Source organism: Acidobacteriota bacterium (assembly GCA_018001935.1).
Lineage (GTDB): Bacteria > Acidobacteriota > JAAYUB01 > JAAYUB01 > JAAYUB01 > JAGNHB01.
The window spans coordinates 21313-40674 of sequence record JAGNHB010000035.1; the positions used below are offsets into that span (position 1 = coordinate 21313).

4 protein-coding genes are annotated in these 19362 nt (G+C 72.6%); 3 read left to right on the plus strand and 1 reads right to left on the minus strand.

Annotated elements, in window-relative coordinates; all coding sequences use genetic code 11:
• Window positions 1-75: 75 nt before the first annotated feature.
• Window positions 76-561 (minus strand): hypothetical protein, encoded by a 486-nt coding sequence (locus KA419_13385; protein ID MBP7866930.1) that lies wholly within the window; start codon window positions 559-561, stop codon window positions 76-78.
• A gap of 1348 nt (window positions 562-1909) precedes the next feature.
• On the opposite strand from KA419_13385, the gene KA419_13390 reads away from it, so the two are divergent.
• The 3 genes from KA419_13390 (at window position 1910) to KA419_13400 (ending at window position 19115) form a co-directional block, all read left to right on the plus strand.
• On the plus strand, window positions 1910-2539 hold the full coding sequence (locus tag KA419_13390; GenBank protein ID MBP7866931.1) for a transposase: 630 nt from the start codon (window positions 1910-1912) through the stop codon (window positions 2537-2539).
• Between the two features lie 855 nt (window positions 2540-3394).
• Window positions 3395-4024: a transposase gene (locus KA419_13395; GenBank protein MBP7866932.1), complete on the plus strand. Its 630-nt coding sequence runs from the start codon at window positions 3395-3397 to the stop codon at window positions 4022-4024.
• A 1450-nt stretch (window positions 4025-5474) separates the two neighbouring features.
• Window positions 5475-19115 carry an Ig-like domain-containing protein gene (locus KA419_13400; protein MBP7866933.1) on the plus strand — a complete coding sequence of 4547 codons (13641 nt, stop codon included), beginning with the start codon at window positions 5475-5477 and terminating at the stop codon, window positions 19113-19115.
• Window positions 19116-19362: the final 247 nt, after the last annotated feature.

The following is a 19362-nucleotide window of genomic DNA, read 5'->3' on the forward strand; positions in this document are numbered from 1 at the left end:
CACACCGTCGTCACGCCTCACGGCGTCTTTCCGGGACGCTTTTCGAGGGAGCGGCCCTCGCTCGCGGTCCGTGTCTCAGCGCCGGCGCGAAGCCGGGGTGGGCTTGTGCCGCGACCCTCCCCCCGGCCCGGTGGAAGGGGTCTGGTCGCACGCGTAACTCTGCCCCGGGACCGACACGCAGGAGTAGGTGAAGGCCAGCGGCTCAAAGGCTTCCACCCAGAGGACGTGGGGCGGCAGCGCGGGCGTTCCCTCGCGGGTGTCGGCGGAGTCTTCGCCCTCGAAGAGGCCCATTTCCCGGAAGAAGGGCAGCAGGTCATCTCCGGGGGACGCCGGCGCGGCGGCCGTCCCGCGGGGGGGCGGGGACGCGTGAGGCCCCCCGCCGTTGCCGGGCGCGCCGGGCGAGGCTTCGCCGGGGGCGCCCGGCCCCGCGATCAACCGCTCCCACCACCCGTAGGCGGCGGCGCTCAGGCCGATCATGCGCTCCCTCCAGGGGTTGATGATCACGCCGACGTCGCCTACCTTGCTCCAGGCGACGCCTCGGCGCGGACGGTACGTTTTCATGACGAACTCCCTCGGTTCAGAATCACCCTGGCCAACCCCGCAACGTGTCCTTGTTCTCCGGGCGATGGCCCAAGCAAAGGCGTTACAGCCGCAATTCCGCTCGTTTTCCGCCTTTTTGCAAACCCATCACCGTTTATCATACACTCCCGGGGAGTGCTCGGAAAAGGAAAAACCGGGGCACCCCGGCCGGCCGGAAACTCCCGCGCCGGGGAAGCGCTCGGCCCCCTTCTCGCGGGACGCCGCCGCCGAAATCCCATCGCGTTCCGGCCTGCCCGCGTCGCCGATCCCGTGCCGCAAGCAGCTGGCATTCGGCCCGCATTGGCTCCGCCCAACCCGAATCGCGTGCCGCGAGGGGCCGGCGTTCGTCTCGCATCGGCTTCGCCCGGCCCGCGTCCCGTGCCGCGACGGGCCGGTGTTCGTCTCGCATCGGCTCCGCCCGGCCCGCGTCCCGTGCCGCAAGCGGCCGGTGTTCGTCTCGCATCGGCTTCGCCCGGCACGCGTCCCGTGCCGCAAGCGGTCGGCGTTCGGTACGCATCGGCTCCGCCCGGCCCGCGTCGCGCACCGTTTTAATGCAGCTTCTCGCTGCGGCGGACGCCGTCCCGTCCGAAGCCGCGTCCCGCAGACACGTCGCCCATTCTTATTTTACCCTTTTCCTTCCGGGGACACTGTGAACAGGATCACATCATCCCGCCAGGAAGTGGGCAGACAAGACGTTTGCACGCCCGGAGTTTTCACGCCCGGAGTTTGCACGCGCCGTCCCGGCGCGGGTACAAGGGCTCGGGAAGGGGCCAGGGGCGAAGCTGCCAGCCCCCTTCTTCACGGCCTCCGGATGCCCTGTCGTCCGCGTCGAGACGACGCGTACGAACCCGCGACGTTTGCACGCCCGACGTTCGCACGCGCCGTCCCGGCGCGGGTACAAGGGTTCAGGAAGGGGCCGGGGGCGAAGCTGCCAGCCCCCTTCTTCACGGCCTCCGGCAAGCTCGCTGTCCGCGTCGGGACGACGCGTACGAACCGGCTTGGAGCAAAGGCCAGGGGCCGGCACTGAGCCGTCCCGAGAAGAGACCGGCAGCCCCGCCTTGCGGGCGCGGCCGACCACCCCTTATGACCCCGCAAAACGTCGCGAAAGGGAGATTTCCCGCGAATAAAACGAATCGGCGCGGATTTATAACACGAGTAATATCTATCTGTTTTTGATTTCTGATTCGCGTTCATTCGCGTGATTCGCGGGCAAAAAGACTTTTTGCGGGGGCGTCACCCCTGAAAAAAGTTCGAAAAAAACTTCGGAAATCTCCCGGCGAAAACGTTGTTAAGGGTGAAGGCCGACGATCACGTCAAACGGAGGCGCCCCATGCAGCAGCCCGGACCGACCGCCCGCTTCTACCGGAAACGGCTCCCGCACTGGGAAGTGGAAAACGGGACCTACTTCGTGACCGTCGGCCTGTTCGGCGCCCTGCCGCCGCAGATCGCGGCCGGCATCCGCCGCATCGCCGGGAAGGCCGCCGGAGGCGGCGACGCCGGCCTGCGGAAGTCAAGGGCCGGCTTCCTGGCCATGGAGAACTGGCTCCACCGCTTCGAGGGCCGCCGGGACCTCGAGAACCCGCGGGTCGCTTCGGAGGTCGAGGCGTTCATCCGGGAGAATTCCGCGAACGGCTTCTGGGAGATGCACGCCTGGGTCCTGATGCCCAACCACGCGCACCTGCTCTTCACCCCGACACCGGCCTGCATCGGGGCGTGCCCGGGCGACCGGGGGACCCTGGAGTGGCTGATGAGCACCTTCAAGCGCGTTACGGCCCGCCGGGTGAACCGTTCTCGCGGGACGAGGGGGATGCGGTTCTGGCAGCGGGAGTGGTTCGACCACTGGGTGCGGTGCCCGGCGGAGTTCGAACGCATCGTGGCGTACATCCGACTGAACCCGGTCAGGGCATGCCTGGCGAGTGACGCTCACCCCTGGCCCCACCTGTGGGTTGCAAATCCCTGAAATCTGAACGCGCAAAGTTTACATGCCCGACGTTCGCACGCGCCGTCCCGGCGCGGGTGCAAGGGTTCAGGAAGGGGCCAGGAGAGAAGCCGCCAACCCCCTTCTTCACGGCCTCCAGCTACCCCGTGGTCCGCGTCGAGACGACGCGTACGAACCCGCGACGTTCGCACGCGCCGTCCCGGCGCGGGTGCAAGGGTACAGGAAGAGGCCAGGGGCGAAGCCGCCTGTCCCCTTCTTCGGGGCCTCCGGCTAGCTCGCTGTCCGCGTCGAGACGACGCGTACGAACCTGCAACGTTCGCACGCGCCGTCCCGGCGCGGGTGCAAGGGTTTGGGAGGGGCCAGGGGCGAAGCTGCCAGTCCTCTTCTTCGAGGCCTCTGGCTAGCTCGCTGTCCGCGTCGAGACGACGCGTACGAACGTCTGCTGTCCGCGTCGAGACGACGCGTACGAACGTCTGGTGTCCGCGTCGAGACGACGCGTACGAACGTCTGGTGTCCGCGTCGGGACGACGCGTACGAACCGGCTTGGAGCAAAGGCCAGGGGCCGGCACTGAGCCGTCCCGAGAAGAGACCGGCAGCCCCGCCTTGCGGGTGCGGCCGACAACCCCTTATGACCCCGCAAAACGTCGCGAAAGGGAGATTTCCCGCGAATAAAACGAATTGGCGCGTATTTATAACACGAGTAATATCTATCAGTTTTTGATTTCTGATTCGCGTTCATTCGCGTGATTCGCGGGCAAAAAAGACTTTTTGCGGGGGCGTCACCCCTGAAAAAAGTTCGAAAAAAACTTCGGAAATCTCCCGGCGAAAACGTTGTTAAGGGTGAAGGCCGACGATCACGTCAAACGGAGGCGCCCCATGCAGCAGCCCGGACCGACCGCCCGCTTCTACCGGAAACGGCTCCCGCACTGGGAAGTGGAAAACGGGACCTACTTCGTGACCGTCGGCCTGTTCGGCGCCCTGCCGCCGCAGATCGCGGCCGGCATCCGCCGCATCGCCGGGAAGGCCGCCGGAGGCGGCGACGCCGGCCTGCGGAAGTCAAGGGCCGGCTTCCTGGCCATGGAGAACTGGCTCCACCGCTTCGAGGGCCGCCGGGACCTCGAGAACCCGCGGGTCGCTTCGGAGGTCGAGGCGTTCATCCGGGAGAATTCCGCGAACGGCTTCTGGGAGATGCACGCCTGGGTCCTGATGCCCAACCACGCGCACCTGCTCTTCACCCCGACACCGGCCTGCATCGGGGCGTGCCCGGGCGACCGGGGGACCCTGGAGTGGCTGATGAGCACCTTCAAGCGCGTTACGGCCCGCCGGGTGAACCGTTCTCGCGGGACGAGGGGGATGCGGTTCTGGCAGCGGGAGTGGTTCGACCACTGGGTGCGGTGCCCGGCGGAGTTCGAACGCATCGTGGCGTACATCCGACTGAACCCGGTCAGGGCATGCCTGGCGAGTGACGCTCACCCCTGGCCCCACCTGTGGGTTGCAAATCCCTGAAATCTGAACGCGCAAAGTTTGCACGCCCGACGTTCGCACGCGCCGTCCCGGCGCGGGTGCAAGGGTACAGGAAGAGGCCAGGGGCGAAGCCGCCTGCCCCCTTCTTCGGGGCCTCCAGCTACCCCGTGGTCCGCGTCGAGACGACGCGTACGAACCCGCGACGTTCGCACGCGCCGTCCCGGCGCGGGTGCAAGGGTACAGGAAGAGGCCAGGGGCGAAGCCGCCTGCCCCCTTCTTCGGGGCCTCCAGCTACCCCGTGGTCCGCGTCGGGACGACGCGTACGAACCCGCGACGTTTGCACGCGCCGTCCCGGCGCGGGTGCAAGGGTTCAGGAAGAGGCCAGGGGCGAAGCCGCCTGTCCCCTTCTTCGGGGCCTCCGGCTAGCTCGCTGTCCGCGTCGAGACGACGCGTACGAACCTGCGACGTTTGCACGCGCCGTCCCGGCGCGGGTGCAAGGGCTCAGAAAGAGTGAGGGGCGAAGCCGCCAGCCCCCTTCTTCACGGCCTCCAGCTACCCCGTGGTCCGCGTCGGGACGACGCGTACGAACCTGCAACGTTCGCACGCGCCGTCCCGGCGCGGGTGCAAGGGTTCAGGAAGGGGCCAGGGGCGAAGCCGCCTGTCCCCTTCTTCGGGGCCTCTGGTTACCTCGCTGTCCGCGTCGAGACGACGCGTACGAACCCGCGACGTTTGCACGCGCCGTCCCGGCGCGGGTGCAAGGGTTCAGGAAGGGGCCAGGGGCGAAGCCGCCAGTCCCATTCTTCGGGGCCTCTGGTTACCTCGCTGTCCGCGTCGGGACGACGCGTACGAACGTCTGGTGTCCGCGTCGGGACGGCGCGTACGAACGGGGGGCATTTTTTACATGACCGTCCATTTTAGCCCTTGAAATTTTCCCTTTTCGTCTTTTATACTGGCGCCCCGCGACGGAAAAGCGCGGTTTGACAAGGGAAAAAGGAGGGGGAGACGGGGCCAGGGCCCCGCGCAGGCTCACCGCAGGAATCCCCCCAGGTTATATCCGGGTTGTGAACGGCCAGGGTGGCGACGAAGCCGCTGTCCCGGCGGCTTCCCCGCGCCCGGGACCCCCCTTCGCGGGCGGTTCCGGAACGGGCGGGCTCCCCGGCCGCGGCCCAGGTTCGTCGCCGGGGCCTCGGCGGGGCCGCGTGGTCCGCGCCGGGACGGCGCGTACGGACCCGCGACGTTCGCACGCGCCGTCCCGGCGCGGGTGCAAGGGCTCGGGAAGGGGCGAGGGGCGAAGCCGCCAGCCCACTTCTTCGGGGCCTCTGGTTACCTCGCTGTCCGCGTCGGGACGACGCGTACGAACTGGTGTCCGCGCCGGGACGGCGCGTACGAACGCTTGGTGTCCGCGTCGGGACGACGCGTACGAACCGGGGATCCGCGTCGGGACGGCGCGGACGAACGGCGGACACCCTTTACCCCGAAACGGAGCATGCCCATGGACCGGAACCGACAGCAGACGCACCCCATCCCGTGTGAAGGCGGGCCCGCGCCGCGGGGAAACCGTGAAGACGCTGTCGTGGAACACCCCCGCCGGGTCTCCTTCGTTCCGCCCGCCCCCCCCCTCCCCCTGCCGGCCCCCTCCGCCCTCCCCCCGCCGGCCCCCCGTTCTGCGGCCCGGACCTCCGGCCTTTCCCGCGCCCTCCGCGGCCTTTTGGCTTTCGCGCTGCTTCCCGGTTTCCTCGGCGCCCCCGTCCCCGCCCAGGACGCCAACCCCGGCGCCGTCAAGCGCTACGAGGTGGCGGTCACCGCCTTCAAGCTGACGGTGACCCCCGTTTCCGCCCGCGTTCCGCTCAACGTCCCCGTGCGCCTGCGGACGGCCCTCGCCTTCAGCAACCCCGACGCCCCCTGGGCCGCGGGCCTGGCGGCCTACGCCCGGGCCAACTTCCGGGTCAAGGGCACCCTCTACGGCCCGGGCGGCGTGGTGGCCGAACTGACGGACCCGGACACCTCCGACGGCGAGGAGAAGGTGTACGCCCCGGGCGACGAACTCGTCCTGGGGCCGGCGTGGTTCCCCGTGGCCGGCGCCTACGAACTGCGCGACCTGCGCCTCGTCTGCGCCGCCACCGGGAAGACCTACCTCTACGCCGAGCCCCACCGCGTCCGGATCGACGCGGGCGGCGACCTCTTCGTCTGGAGCGTCACCGCCGACCCCATGACGTGGCAGGAAATGGAGGATGCCGGCATCACGGGCGACCCGGGCGCCTGGACCGGCTACAACTTCACCGTGGGGATCGAGGTCTCCTCCTCCCTGGTGGAGTTCACCTTCCCGGTGGTGGGGGTCCCCTCCACCCTTCCCGTGGGCGGGGTGAGCCTCCCGGGCCAGCCCGTGGCGGGCGGGACCTACCACGACACCATCGCGCCGGTGGAGATCGAGCTTCCCGACGTCTCCCTCCCCCGGCTCCCCGCGACGGAGGTCCGCATCCCGGGCCTCATCATCATCCCGGGGAACATCGGTTTCCTCCAGCAGCACTTCCAGGTGGTCCTGGTGCTCTGCAACGCCCTCCCGCCCGACGCGGGCTACTTCCTGGCGGACCTGACGGCCACGGCGGGGATCCCCGACACCGACGGGCCCCTGGTCCCCGTCCCCGCGGACAGCCAGACCCAGCCGCTCCGGGCGGCCGACGGCGGCGCCCTCGTCGGCCCCGGCGCCAGCGCCTCGGCCCAGTGGGTGGTGAGCGGCGCGCAGTGCGGCTACCACGAGTTCCCCATCGCCATCGCGGGACGCCTCCGCAACGCCTCGGGCGACCTGAACGTGGCCATCGAGGGCCAGGCCCTGGCGGGCGTGGCGGTGCGGCCCAACCCGAAGTTCTCCCTGGCCTTCACCCACCCGGACCGGGTGGAGCGCGGGACGGAGTACGACGTGGCCGTGCAGGTCACCAACGTTTCGACGACCACCGATGCAAACGGCTTCCAGTTGAACCTGGGCCCGGAGGCCCTGAGCGGGGTGGAACTTCGACGGGTCGTTTCGACGGACACGACCGACCCGGTGGATTGCGACGCCGCTCTGGGGTGTGACCCGTTCAGTGCCCCGGTGTCCGTCGAGACCTTGGGAAAGGGTCACTCCTTCCTCGTGGTCTACCGTTTTCGCTCCCTGGTCTCCGGTTTCGTCACCGCGGCGGGCGGGACGGTCGAGGGAGACACCCACCTCTCCGTCGGCCTCCGCTTCGGCGTCTCCGCCGACGGCAACCCACTAAACCCCGACACCCTGGTCCTGCCCCGCTCCGCCTCCCGCCTCGGCGAGCCGTTCTACGGGGCCTTCCTCCGCTTCCTGGGCGTGTGCCACTCCCTGGCGCGCTGCCCCGCCAACGTGGAGATGACCGCGGGGCTGTCGCCGGTGGACGGCGCCTCCGTCCGCGCCCTGGCCCTGGCCGCCGCCGAGGCGGGGCTGGCCGTCCCGCTGAACGCGGCCCCGGCGGACGTGCCGGCCGGGGTCCGGGCCCGCCTGGCGGCGGACCTCCTGGCGACGGCCGGGCGGGACGCCGGCGTGCGGGCGGCCCTCGCCGCGACGCCGGCCGGCTCGGCTTTCCGTGAAGCGCTGAGCGCGTACCTCGGCGGCGGGGCCCTCGGCCGCCACGACCTCGCCGTCCGCCTGGTTTCCGAAGCCGGGAGCGACGCGGGCTTCCTCCTGGTGGAGACCACCCTGGCGAGCGCCGCCACCGGGGGGCCCACGCTCACCCTCACGGCCGTTGACGGGCCCCTGCACTGGGTCCACCGCGACGCGGACGCCCCGGCGGACGCCCGCTTCGGCCCCGGGGGCGCCGACGGGCACTTCCGGGTCTGGGCCCCGGCCGACGGGGCCTACGCCGCCCGCGAGTACGCACTGAACCTGGGCGCCGGCCAGGCCGCCCGCGTTTGTGCCCTCTCCGGCGCCGTCCGCGTGGAGTCGGGTGGCGCGCTCTCCCCCGAACTGTCCGGCGCCGCGGTCGGGCGCGAGGCCTTCGTCCCCTTCGGCCTCGTCCGCCTGGTGAAGGCCACCCCCGACCTGGTCCGGGGGGCCGACCTCTACGGCCGCACCGTCTTCGCCCTCTTCAACCGGCGGGTGCGCCTCCCCGCGGAAGGGGCCGCGGCGCTTTTCACGTGCCCGGACAACGAGGTCCTCCTGGCCCTGCCGCTCCAGTCGGGGCGCCTGGTGGGCCTGGCGTTCAACCGCCCCGTGGGGAGACCGTCCCCCGCCTCGCCGGTCCTCACCCTCAGCTCCGGCCCCCTGGACTCCCATGACGGCGGCCGCTGCACCCTCGCCGCGGAGGAGATCCTGATCGACGACCCCGCCTCCGGCTTCGAGCGGGGCGCGCGGATCGTCACGGGCCGGGTGCTCTACCCCGGCGGGCGCGCCGTGGCCCGCCCCGTGGTGGAACTCTGGGCCCGCCACCGGGGCGCGGGGACCTGGCAGGACCTCCGTCTCAGCCGGGTCTCGGGCGCCGAGACGGGGACCTTCGCCTTCCCTTTCATCTACGACAACCCCGGCGGGAACCACCTCCGGGTGTCGGACCCCGTGTCCGGGGCGCGGCGCCGGTGGCCCCTGCGGATCACGGTGGCCGGCGAGGAGATCAACCCGGTCATCGTCCTCGAGGGGAGCGGGACCGTCACGGGCGGCGTGCTCACCGAGTCGGGCGCACCGGTCCCCGGCCTCCTGGCGGTGATCCTGGCGTGTCGCGGCGACGGCCGGCAGCTGGCCGCCACCCTCGACAACGGCGGCCGCTTCGTGGCCGAAAACGTCCCCGTGGGCGACGTGGACCTCACCGCCTACCTTCCCGACGGCACCCGCGTGCAGGGGTACGCCTGCGTGCGCTTCCCCGGCGACACGGCGGACGTGGTCCTGGTGGTGGGCGGCGCCCGGGTTTTCGGCCGGGTCGTGGAGACGGCGGGCGGCCCGGCGGCTCCTCTGGCGGCCTGCCCGGTCCAGCTCGCTTCCGTGACGGGGGCCTGGCGCTCCACCCTGACCGACGGCGACGGGAACTTCGCTTTCGAGCGCGTCCCCCAGGGCCGTTTCACCCTCCGGGCGATTCACCCCGCCTCCCCCCGGACGGTCCGGCAGGAGGTCGACTGGCCGAACCCGGTGCCGTCAGAAGGGATCCGGGTCACCCTGCCCCCCTTCACCGCCGGCGTGACGCTCCAGGGGCGGGTGAGCGGCGCCCGGCCCGGCGAGGAAAACGGCGTCCCCGGCGTGTCGGTCCAGCTGAGCTGCCTGGGGGAGGCGGCCGCCCCCGCCTTCTTCACCACCACCGGCGGCGACGGCGCCTTTTCCTTCGCGGACGTCTCGCCCGGGTGGTGCCAGGCCTCGGCCTTCGACCCCGTGACCCGGCGCTCGGCCACGGTCCGCTTCGAGGTGGCGACCGTCGACACCCAGGCCCCTCCCCTCGTCCTCCCGGCGCTGGTGACCCTGGCCGGCCAGGTCTTCCACCCCGGCGGCGCCGCCGCTGCCGGGGCCCGGGTGAGCGCCGGCGGCCTGGCGGCCGTCACCGACGACCAGGGGCGTTTCGCCTTCGAACTCCCCGCCGGCGGCTACGCCTGCCACGCCGTCAAGGGGGAGGAGATGGAGACGGTGAACCTCCTGGCGCCCGCCGCCGAGGCCCGGGTGGTGCTTCGCGGGCAGCGGACCGTCTCCGGGCAGGTCCGTCTCTATACGGGCCTGAACGGCGACGGGGAACCGGAATACCAGGTCGTCTCCACCGTGGTGAAGCTCTCCGCCCTCGAGCTGGACCCGGGCGGCGGCCCCGGCGGCGGCTTCGTCTTCAACCCCGTGGAGGGGCTCGCGTCCGTCATGAGCGGCGCCGACGGGACCTTCGCCTTCACCGGCGTCTGGGACGGCCCCTTCGCCGTCTCCGCGGGCGGCGGGGCCCTCTACCCCGCGGGCCGCGTCGACGGCGTCCTGCGCGGCGCGGACGCGACGGGCCTCGACCTCGTGCTCGACGGCACGGCGTCCCCGTCGGCCCTCACCGGCCGGCTCTTCCTGCCGGACGGCGTCACCCCCGCCCGGCCGGGCGTCCCGGTCACCCTCACGGGCCGCGGCGTCTCCCGCGAGGTCCGCACCGGCGACGGCGGGGCCTTCGGGTTTTCCGGTTTCCTCCAGGCCGACCGTTACGAACTGGAGGCGTTCGACGCCTACACCGGCGGCCGGGCCTGGCAGGAGATCGTCCTGCCGCCGTCGAGTGTCCCGGTCACCCTCGACCTGCGCCTCCTCGGGCGGAACACCCTGGAGCTCCGCCCCGTCGACGGCCTGGGCGCGCCCGTGCCGGACGCCGAGGTGACGGTGACCCGGGTGGGGAAGCCCGCCGGGGGCCGGGAGGCGGACTCCCCCTGGGCCAGCGACTACGAGGGCCCCGCGGAAGGCGCCTGCTACCGCTTCGAGGGGCTCCTCGAGGGGTCGTGGTCCGTCCGGGCCCGGATGGTCCGGGAGGGGACGGCCCTGCACGCCGCCGGCGGCCTGACGATGACGGGCGACGGCGCCGTTTTCCAGCTCCCGCTGGTCTTTACGCGGACCGTGGTGCTCAGGGGTTGCGTGAGCGCCGAGGAAGACAACGTCGTCACGCCGGTCCCCAACGTCGAGGTGACGCTTCTGGACGGGCAGGGCGAGGTCGTGGCGGTGGCCCTCACCGGCGACGCCCCGTCGAACCTCGGGGAGTACTTCATCCCCGCCGCGCCCGTGGGCCCCGGCCGCCTGGAGGCGAGGGACTACGCCTCGGGACGGCGGGCCGCCCTCGACGTCACGATCTCCGGCGACGACCCGGAAGAGACGGTGAACCTGGAACTTCAGGACCTCGGCAGCGTAGAGGGCCTGGTCACCAACGACCCGGCGCCGCACGACTGCGAAAACGACACCGATGCCGAGATGGCCGGCGCGCCGGTCACCCTGACGGTCCGGACGGCGCCGGGCTCCCCCTGGCCCTCCAAGACCGTCACGTCCCGGACGGATGCCGACGGGCGCTTCCACTTTGACGGGATTCCCGCCGGGCAGGTCACCATCCGCGCCGAGGGGACGTCCGGTTTCGCCGGCGAGGCTTCCGGCGAACTCCTGGCTGTGGGGGACCTGTGCCTGGTGGTGTCCCTCCAGCCCACCCACCCCCTGGCGTGCGCGGTCACCCGCGCCGACGGCGACCCCGCGCCCTACGCCCGGGTCCGGCTGTCGAAGGCCGGCCTGGCCCCGCGGACCCTCACCGCCGACGAGACCGGCGCGGCCTCCTTCTCCGGCGTCCTGGACGGCGGCGGCTACACCGTGGAGGCCTGGACCGGCTCCGGCGCCGACAAGGTCAGCCAGGTTGTCGACGTCCCCCACCCCGGCGTGCTCGCCCTCCAGCTGCTGGGCACGGGCTCCGTCGCGGGCGTCTGCCGGGATTCGGAAGGCGCCCCCCTGCCCGGGTTCCCCCTGAACGTCTCCGTCGCCCTGGACGGCGGCGGTGCCCGGACGCTGCCGACGGTCTACACCGACGCTCAGGGGAACTTCTGCCTGCCCGAGCTGCCCTTCGGGCAGGTCGCCCTGCGCCTGCACGACGCCTCCACCGGCCTGCGCGGGACCCGCGAGCTCACCCTGGACGCCGCCGATCCCGCCCTCACCGGCGTGGTAGTTCAGCTCGAGCCCTGCTACCGGCTGATAGGCCGGGTCCGCACGGAAGACGGGTCACAGCCCGTTGCCGGTGCGGCGGTCTGCTTCACCGTCGACCGAGGAATGGGGGAGATCCTCGTCCGCGACACCTCCAGCTTCCCCTCCGGGGACTTTGTTCTCGATCGTCTCCCCCGGGCCGCGGGGACCCTTTCCGTGAACAGCGGCGGGTGCCGGCGGCTACTGGCGGTGCAGCCCCCGGCGGAGGGCGAGCCGGCGAAGGACCTGGGCGATCTCTGGCTCGACTGCACCCAGCCGTCGATCAAAAACCACTTCTACGTCTCCGGCGGCTGCCCGGCGGGCGGCTGCCCCGAAAACGCCGTCCTGCCCGGGGCCAACGTCGAGATCACCTTCACCGAGTCCATGGACGCGGCCTGGGCCCAGGCGAACCCGCCGGCGGCCGTGCTGAGCCTCGGCGGGGCGAACGTCCCCGCCGCCCTCACCCTGTCGGCGGACGGCAAGACGCTGACCCTCGACCCGGACGCCCCCCTGCTTTCGAACGCGCACTACGTCTGGACCGTCAACGCCGCCTTCCCCGACCTCAACGGCCACCCCCTGCTGGGGGCGACCTCCGGGGCCTTCGACACCGCGACGGCCCTGGCCGTCGTCTCCACCTCGCCCGCGAACGACGCCGAAGTGGTCGGGAATCTCGATGGCCCCGTGGACGTCACCGTGAACTTCACCTCCTCCCTTCCCCCCGACCCCGGGGAGATGACCATCAACGGGACCGCGTACCCGAACCTTCCGCCGACGGACCTGGGGTCGGGCAACTACCGCCTGTCGGTGTCCCACCACTGCCCGCAGGACGGCCCCGTGGCCGTGTCCTGCACGCTCACCGCCGGCGGCGCGTCCATCACCCACGATTTCCAGTTCTCCTGGGACGGCTTCGCGCCCATCGTGACCTTCTTGGTGCCGACGGCGCCCGCCTGCACCCGGAAACCGGAACTTTCCTTCAGCGCCGTTGACGCCGGTAAGGGGCTCGCAACGGGGACCCTGCGGGTCTACCTGGGCGAGGACGACCGCACGACCGAGTTCGAACTGGTCGACGGCGCCCCCGGGAACTGGGCCTGGAACTCGGTCGCGGCCGAACCCCTCAATGTCGGCACCCATACCCTCCGGGTCGTGGTCGCGGACAACGCCGGCCACCCGGCGAACGTCTCCGCCCTCTTTGACATCGACAACGCCCCGCCGGTCCTCTCGGTGACGCAGCCGGACTGGAACGCCACGATCCTGGCCGCCACCGTCGTTTTCGACGCCACGGTCACCGATCACTGCGACCTCGACGCGGCCACCTGGACCGCCACCCTCAACGGGGAGCTCTGGCCGGGCCTGGCGCTGAACGACGGCCACCCGCACGCCGAGTTGGCCTGGAACGACCCCCTCCTGCAGGGGGAAAACCTCCTCGAACTTCACGTCTGCGATTCCGTGGGGAACTGCGGCACCGTGTCCGTCCCCTTCCAGGTCGTTCGGACGGCGCCCCTCCCCTACACCCTTCAGGACGCCAACGCCTACGACTACCGGGTGGGGCGCGACGGGACCCTGACGCTCCTGGAGTCCCTGGCCCCCGACACCCCGCCCACCGTCGCGGCTCCCGTGGTGTCCAGGGAGGGAATCGACTACGTGCTGGGCGAGTCCGACCTGGCCCAGTTGACCCTCGACGGCCGCGAGGCCGCCGTGGCCGGCGAGCCGGCGGGCCTGGGCCTTTCGCTCCGGCGCCGCTGCTTCGTGGGCGATGCCGCCTACGCCGCCCGGGTGCTGGACGTCCTCGAGAACACGGGCGCCGCCCCGGTGACGGTGGACGTGACGGAGTCCCTCGGTCTCCCGGCCGCGCTGGGGTGGTCCGTGGTCGGAACCTCGAGCGGCGACGCGAGCTTCGACCCCGCCGCCGACCGCTGGCTGACGGTGGACGACGCCGACGACCTCGACGACGCCCTCCGCCCGAACCTGCCCGCCCTGGGCCTGCTCACCGGCGGCGTCGCCGGGCGTGAGCCCGTCTTCACCGCCGGGCCCGGCGGCCTCACCCTCCGCTGGAACGGCGTGACCGTCCCGGCGATGCAGGGCGGCGTCCCGGGCCGGGTCTTCCTGGCCCTGGCCCTGGCGCCCCAGCCCGAGCGCGCCGCGGCGTCCGCCGCCCTGGGTCGCCTCGACGCCCGCCCCGCCGAGTTCTTCCCCGGCCTGTCCCAGCCGTGGCATCCCCTCTGCTGGAACACCGACCTCGCCGCGGGCCCCGCCGACGCGCTCCCCGCCCTCCCGGCCCTCGCCGGCGGCGTGGCGGGCTGGGTCGCGGACGGCACGCCCGGAAGTCACCTTCTCGCCGGGTGGCGGGTCCTGATGCGCAGCGCCTCGCCCTACTACCGCCGCGGCCGGGTCAGTTTCACCGACACGGCGGGAGCCTTCGCGTGGGCGCCCCCGGCGCGTCCCGGGCTGCCCCTGGGCGATGTCGGGTTCCTCGTCCTCTCTTCCGGCGACGGCTGCGACACCGTCTCCACCGTTCTCCCCCCGGCGGTCAACCTGACGGAGGCCCAGCCCGTGGTGTCGGGCGTCGCCCTCGCCGCCGCCGACTACGGCGCGGTGCGGGTCACCGTCCAGCTGCCCGACGGGTGGCGGGTCCCCGGGGCGCTGGTGGTCCTGGAGGAAGGTCCCTGCAGCTTCGAGGCCGTCACCGACGCCGTGGGCGAAGCCCTTCTGACGGGCATCCCGCCGGGGGCCTTCACCCTGCGGGTGGGCGGCCACGCGATCCGTCCCGTGAGCGTCGCGAGCGGGGCCCTGGTGCTGGAGAACGTGACCTTGGCCGTCCCTTACGTGAGGGTGTCCCTGACGGACAATTACGGGCACCCGGTGGCGGGCGCGGCGGTCGAGTTCCACACCCGGGCCGGCGGGCAGACGCCCGCCTTCACCACCGCCAGCAACGAGAACGGGGACGCCTGCTGGGTCTCGCCGCCGCTCGACGTGGACATCCGGGCGCTCGCCCCCCGGCCGGACGGGGTTCACGGCCTCACGCCGGTCTTCCGCGTCACGGGCGAGCCGGTCTTCCAGAGCCTGATGCTGGTCCCGGGGGAGGCGACGACGGTAAAGGTCCGGGACCTCGACGACCAGCCGGTGGCGGGCGCCGGGGTCACCCTCCTCCTGGAGGAGGGGTGGCCGGCCCGGCTGAAGACGTGGCAGACCGGCGGCGGGGGGGACCTCACCCTGCGCCTCCCCTTGGGTGCTCAGTTCCGGCTCGAGGTCGCCTACCCCTCCGAGGCGCCGCTGGAGCCGATGCCCATCTATACGGTGAGCGGCCTGGACTCCATCCGGTTCACCCCCGAGGCGGGGTTCTACGCGCCCACCGTCCTTCCGGTGGCGGGCGACGGCGTCACCCCGGTCCCGGAAATCTCGGGCTACGTCAGCCCCGTCCTGGACGTCGGCCTGAACTATCCTGCCTACAACCGCAACTTCTCCAGCACCTGGGACGGCGCCGCGCCGGGCCCGGTCTACCTCCCCTCCGGCTGGATGTTCTACGAGACCTGCAACCCGGAGTGCCAGGGAGGGGGGACGAAGAGCGGCGTGGTGAAGGTGTCGCCCGGCCTCGTCGCCGTGCTGCCCACCCTGGTTACCGCCGTCACGGGGCAGGTGGTCCCGGTGAGCGGCGGAGGGGCGAACTGCACCATCGCCGTCCTCCCGCCGTCCGGCGCCTGGTCCTGTCCGGCGCGGGTCCTCCCGGACCTCCGTTTCCAGGTTCCCGGCCTCAAGCCCGGGGTCCCCTACGAGTTCCGCGTCACCGACGATGCCGGCAACGTGTACTGCGGGGCCGTCCCCGCCCTGGCCGGGCACGGGAGCTGGGTGTCGGGCCTCGAGCTGACCGCGTGCGCCCCGGGCGCCGTTTCCGGCCGGGCCTTCGCCGCCGACGGGACCACCCCGGTGGGCGGCGTGCCGGTGGACCTGGAGCGCTTCGACGGGACGTCCTGGGCCCCCGTCCGGTCCGCCGTCACCGCCGCCGACGGGTCGTTCGCCATCGATTCGGTGAACCTGGCCGGGCCCGGTCAGGACCGCCTGACGGTCCGCCACCCCGACAGCCAGGGCGGGTCCTCCGCCTTCCCGCTGAGCGCGGGGGCGACCGCCGGCCTGGCCCTGACCACCTCGGTCACCGTCCTCCGCGGGCAGGCGGCCGGCGGTGGCGGGGCGCCTTTTGCGAGCCTCGCCGTGAACCCGCAAACGGATGCCGCCGCCGTCCTGGGGGCCGGCCGGTTCGGCCTGTCCGAAGACGGCGCCTTCCACGCCGTCGCCCTCCGGCCCGGCGTGCCCTACTGGGTCAGCTGCCGGGACAACCTCAGCGGGCTTCACGCCGCCGTGGTGACCCTGGCGGACGGCCAGAGCCTCGCCGGGGTCGAGCTCCCGCCGGTCGTCCCGTCGGTGTCGGGGACCGTCCGGGCCGCCGACGGGGCCACCCCCGTGCCGGGCGTCAAGGCGTCCCTGTATGTCCAGACCCTGGGCCAGGGGTCGTTCGGCTGGAGCAAGGATTCCGAACAGGACACGGCAGGGAACGGCGCCTTCGCGTTCGAGGGCTTCAATGCGCCCCTCGGGATCGCCCGGGTCCACGTGGAATGGCCGCTCTCCCAGGGGATCGACGAGGACTTGTCCGCCCCGGTGGGGGTCCTCGACCCCGCGGCCCTGGCCCTGGACACCCGCATCAGCGTCGTCACGGGCCGGGTAACGACCCTGGACGGCCAGGTCGTCACCGATGCCCACGGCCTGACGGTGACGTCCGGGACGCCGGGGGCCGGCTATCACCGGCTGAGCCTGGCGGGCGGCGTCTTCTCGGTGCTGGGGGTCCTCCCCGGGACCGGCTACGACCTGCAAGCCCTCGACGGGGCGAACGAGCCCCACTGCGCGTCCAACGTGACGGTGCCCGTGACCGGCGCCCCGGTGGCCGGTTGTGACCTGCCCCCCTGCGACGTGTACCCGTGCGCCGGCACGCTCTACGCGGCGGACGGGGCCACCCCGGCCTTCGGGCTCCCCGTGGGCCTGGAACGGGAGACAACCGGCGGCGGCTGGGAGCCGGTGGGCCAGACGACCTCGGCGCCGGACGGCAGCTTCGCCTTCCCTCCCGTCTACCTGCCGACCGGGGTGGCGCGCCTGACGGCTGCGCACCCGTCCAGCCAGGGCGGCTGCTCCGACACCTGGCCGGTGAACGGGGAAACCGGCCTCGGCCTCGAACTCACCACCCGGGTGACGGTCCTCCGCGCCACGGTGGAGAACGCCGCCCACGAGCCCGTCGCCACCTGCACCACGGCCGGGGCGACGGTGCGGGACGGGTGGGGGGTCGAGGTCCCGCCGGGACAGGTCCGCCTGGACGCCGAACACCTGGCGATCCTCGGCCTGCCGTGCGGGACCGGGTTCGAAGTCTGGGCGGAGGGCCCCGGCGGGGACTGTTACGCCGCCTTCGCCGGGATCGACGACCCCTCGGGGGTCCGGGCGGGCGTCCGGCTCCCGCCGGTCAGCCGAACGGCGGTCTCGGGCACGCTGGTGGCCGCCGACGGCGCCACGGCGCTCTGCGAGGGGTTCACGGCCGCCCTGGAACGCCAGACCGAGGCCGGCCGCTGGGAACCCGTGGCGTGGGCCGCCACCGACGCCGCCGGCGGGGTGAGTTTTTCGCCCTGCTGGTTCCCCACGGGTCAGGGACGGCTGGTGGTGCCGTGGCCGCCCAGCCAGGGGCCCGGCGCCGATGCGGTCGTCCTGGACGCCGGCGCCTGCCCGTCGGTCTTCCCCACCGGCGTGTCCGTCCTGACGGGGCGGGCCTGCAAGGACGGGGGGTGCGGGGAGGAGGCGCAGCATCTCCTCGACCTGAAGGTGGTGTCCCACGACCCGGCGTCGAGGGTCCTGTCGGGCGGGGAGGGCCTTTGGGGCGACCAGGTGCTCGTCAACGGGGGCGCCTTCACCGTGTTCGGCCTCCCCGAGGGGCTGCGGGTGACGCTGACGGGGCGGAGCGAGACCACCGATCTCGCCGCCGCCCTCGACATTCCCGCCGGGGCCCGCGTCGTCACCGGCATCGACCTCGTCCCGGCGGTCCTGGCCAAGCTTCAAGTCAATCTCCGGGCCGCCGACGGCCTGACCCCGGTGTCCGCCCGGCTCGGGCTGGAAGCCGGGACGGTCCCCGGGAGCTACGCCTTCATGACGTGGGTCGCCCCGTCGACGGACGAGCTGGGCCCAGTCCCGGGGGTGTTTCTCGCCGAGGACCTCCCCGCGGGCTCGTACCGGCTGCAGCCTCGGCGCCCGGCCTCCCAGCCCGGCGTTGAGCCGCCCGTGGCCGTCGACGTGTCGGGGGACACGGAACTGAGCCTCGACACGGGGATCACGGCGGTGACGGGCCAGGTGCGGCAGAGCGCGGGGGGGGACCCGGTCTGGGGCTTCGACCTCCTCGCCGTCCCCCACGACCCCGCGGCGGCGTGCCCCGCCGTGGTGAAGCGGGAACCCGACTTTGTCCTCTCGGGGCTCCCGCAGGGCGCCGGTTTCACCGCCTGGGCCTTCGACGAGTTCAACCTCTACGCCGCGGACGTGTCCGTGCCGCCGGGGGTGCCGGCCCTGAACGGCCTGGAGCTGCTCCCCTCGCCGGGCGCGTCGGTGACGGGGGTGGTCCGGGCCGCCGACGGCGCGTCCCCCGTCCCCGGCGTGGTGCTGCGCCTGGAGCGGCGCCTGGCCGACGGCACGTGGGCCCGGGCCGCCGAGGACGCTTCCGGCCCGGACGGCGCCTTCGGGCTGGGGCCGGTGCTGGCGCCCCCCGGCGGGGTGCTCCGGCTCCGGGCCTTCCACCCCGACACCGGGGCGGAACTGGGGTCGTCGGAACTCCCCGGGTCCGGCGCCGACGGGCTGGATCTGCCCACCGCCGCCGGCGTCGTCCGCGGCACCGTGGTGGACGCGGGCGGCCTCCCCGTGACCGCGGGCTGCCTGCGCGTGGACGCCGCCGTCGCGCCGTCGGCTTCCGCACGGCCCTGGCTGGGGGTTTCCGCGGACGGGGCGACGGTGACCCTGGTGGGGGTCCCGGAGGCGGTCCCCGTGGACCTCGTGGTCACGGACGCCTTCACGGGCCTCTACGGGGCCGCCGTCTCGCTGGGGCCGGGGCAGGGCGTCCTGGACGGGGTCTTCCTCGGGCCCGCCCCGCGCGTGGCGGGCGTCGTCCGGGTCCGCCTGGAGGACGGCGACGGCAACGGGGTGCCGGGGTGGCCCGTCGTCCTGCGGCCCCGCACCGGGGGCCGGGAAACGATTCGCTACACCGGCGGGGACGGGTGGGCGGTCTTCCCCGGGGTCCCGGCCGGGAGCGTGGAGATCTGGTCGGACGGGACCCTGGACGGGTGGCAGGTGGAGTCCCTCCTGCTGGCGGTCGGGTCGGTGCCGCTCGCCGGGGGGACCGTCGAGCTGACCCTCCCCCTCCCCTCCGCCGCGACGGTCCTGTCCGTCCGGGGGGACGGCGCGTCCGCGTCCGCCCCCCCGGCCGCTCCCTGAAGCGAGGCCGGGAATGCTCTCGCGACCTGTTCAGGCTTGAGGCGTCTGCAACCAGTCCTTCTCTCTCACCGAGGCACGGAGGCACGGAGAAATGCAAATCGTATTCAATGGAATCAAAAATCCTTATGATTCTTCTCCGTGCCTCTGTGCCTCAGTGAGATCCGAATCCGGGCTTTTCACGGGGTCGTCAAGGCTTCGTCTCTTTTGCGGGGCTTTTCGCCTGGCGAGAGGCCTGAAACACCAATCG